This is a genomic window from Bacillus halotolerans, assembly GCF_004006435.1.
Classification (GTDB): Bacteria; Bacillota; Bacilli; order Bacillales; family Bacillaceae; genus Bacillus; species Bacillus halotolerans.
Genome location: NZ_CP029364.1, coordinates 1,840,001 through 1,842,500 on the forward strand (window position 1 = coordinate 1,840,001; position 2,500 = coordinate 1,842,500).

The following is a 2,500-nucleotide window of genomic DNA, read 5'->3' on the forward strand; positions in this document are numbered from 1 at the left end:
GATACGTTTAGCCCCGGTACATTTTCGGCGCAGAGTCACTCGACCAGTGAGCTATTACGCACTCTTTAAATGGTGGCTGCTTCTAAGCCAACATCCTGGTTGTCTAAGCAACTCCACATCCTTTTCCACTTAACGTATACTTTGGGACCTTAGCTGGCGGTCTGGGCTGTTTCCCTTTCGACTACGGATCTTATCACTCGCAGTCTGACTCCCAAGGATAAGTCATTGGCATTCGGAGTTTGACTGAATTCGGTAACCCGGTAGGGGCCCCTAGTCCAATCAGTGCTCTACCTCCAAGACTCTTACCTTGAGGCTAGCCCTAAAGCTATTTCGGAGAGAACCAGCTATCTCCAGGTTCGATTGGCATTTCACCCCTACCCACACCTCATCCCCGCACTTTTCAACGTGCGTGGGTTCGGGCCTCCATTCAGTGTTACCTGAACTTCACCCTGGACATGGGTAGATCACCTGGTTTCGGGTCTACGACCACGTACTCATGCGCCCTATTCAGACTCGCTTTCGCTGCGGCTCCGCATCTTCTGCTTAACCTTGCACGGGATCGTAACTCGCCGGTTCATTCTACAAAAGGCACGCCATCACCCGTTAACGGGCTCTGACTACTTGTAGGCACACGGTTTCAGGATCTCTTTCACTCCCCTTCCGGGGTGCTTTTCACCTTTCCCTCACGGTACTGGTTCACTATCGGTCACTAGGGAGTATTTAGCCTTGGGAGATGGTCCTCCCGGATTCCGACGGAATTTCACGTGTTCCGCCGTACTCAGGATCCACTCTGGAGAGAACGAAGTTTTGACTACAGGGCTGTTACCTCCTATGGCGGGCCTTTCCAGACCTCTTCATCTACCTCGTTCCTTTGTAACTCCGTATAGAGTGTCCTACAACCCCAAGAGGCAAGCCTCTTGGTTTGGGCTAATCCCGTTTCGCTCGCCGCTACTCAGGGAATCGCATTTGCTTTCTCTTCCTCCGGGTACTTAGATGTTTCAGTTCCCCGGGTCTGCCTTCTCATATCCTATGAATTCAGATATGGATACCACTCCATTACGAGTGGTGGGTTTCCCCATTCGGAAATCTCCGGATCAAAGCTTGCTTACAGCTCCCCGAAGCATATCGGTGTTCGTCCCGTCCTTCATCGGCTCCTAGTGCCAAGGCATCCACCGTGCGCCCTTTCTAACTTAACCGTTAAAAAGAATCACTATGTGATATCTTGTGTTACTAATTGAATGTGATGTCTACTGTTATCTAGTTTTCAAAGAACACGTTTCGAAGGAATGATCCTTCAAAACTAAACAAGACAGGGAACGTTCTGTTTATAAGACCCAAGGTCTTATATTCCGTAAATATCCTTAGAAAGGAGGTGATCCAGCCGCACCTTCCGATACGGCTACCTTGTTACGACTTCACCCCAATCATCTGTCCCACCTTCGGCGGCTGGCTCCATAAAGGTTACCTCACCGACTTCGGGTGTTACAAACTCTCGTGGTGTGACGGGCGGTGTGTACAAGGCCCGGGAACGTATTCACCGCGGCATGCTGATCCGCGATTACTAGCGATTCCAGCTTCACGCAGTCGAGTTGCAGACTGCGATCCGAACTGAGAACAGATTTGTGGGATTGGCTTAACCTCGCGGTTTCGCTGCCCTTTGTTCTGTCCATTGTAGCACGTGTGTAGCCCAGGTCATAAGGGGCATGATGATTTGACGTCATCCCCACCTTCCTCCGGTTTGTCACCGGCAGTCACCTTAGAGTGCCCAACTGAATGCTGGCAACTAAGATCAAGGGTTGCGCTCGTTGCGGGACTTAACCCAACATCTCACGACACGAGCTGACGACAACCATGCACCACCTGTCACTCTGCCCCCGAAGGGGACGTCCTATCTCTAGGATTGTCAGAGGATGTCAAGACCTGGTAAGGTTCTTCGCGTTGCTTCGAATTAAACCACATGCTCCACCGCTTGTGCGGGCCCCCGTCAATTCCTTTGAGTTTCAGTCTTGCGACCGTACTCCCCAGGCGGAGTGCTTAATGCGTTAGCTGCAGCACTAAGGGGCGGAAACCCCCTAACACTTAGCACTCATCGTTTACGGCGTGGACTACCAGGGTATCTAATCCTGTTCGCTCCCCACGCTTTCGCTCCTCAGCGTCAGTTACAGACCAGAGAGTCGCCTTCGCCACTGGTGTTCCTCCACATCTCTACGCATTTCACCGCTACACGTGGAATTCCACTCTCCTCTTCTGCACTCAAGTTCCCCAGTTTCCAATGACCCTCCCCGGTTGAGCCGGGGGCTTTCACATCAGACTTAAGGAACCGCCTGCGAGCCCTTTACGCCCAATAATTCCGGACAACGCTTGCCACCTACGTATTACCGCGGCTGCTGGCACGTAGTTAGCCGTGGCTTTCTGGTTAGGTACCGTCAAGGTACCGCCCTATTCGAACGGTACTTGTTCTTCCCTAACAACAGAGCTTTACGATCCGAAAACCTTCATC

Annotated in this window: 2 rRNA genes (both cut by a window edge); both read right to left on the reverse strand. The window is 51.8% G+C overall.

What is annotated here, in order from left to right:
- Positions 1-1,196 (reverse strand): 23S ribosomal RNA (locus DIC78_RS09230); it reaches 1,732 nt to the left of the window's first position.
- Positions 1,197-1,365: 169 nt separating this feature from the next.
- Positions 1,366-2,500, reverse strand: a 16S ribosomal RNA gene (locus tag DIC78_RS09235); it runs 415 nt beyond the window's last position.
- Together the 16S and 23S rRNA genes form the textbook arrangement of a ribosomal RNA operon.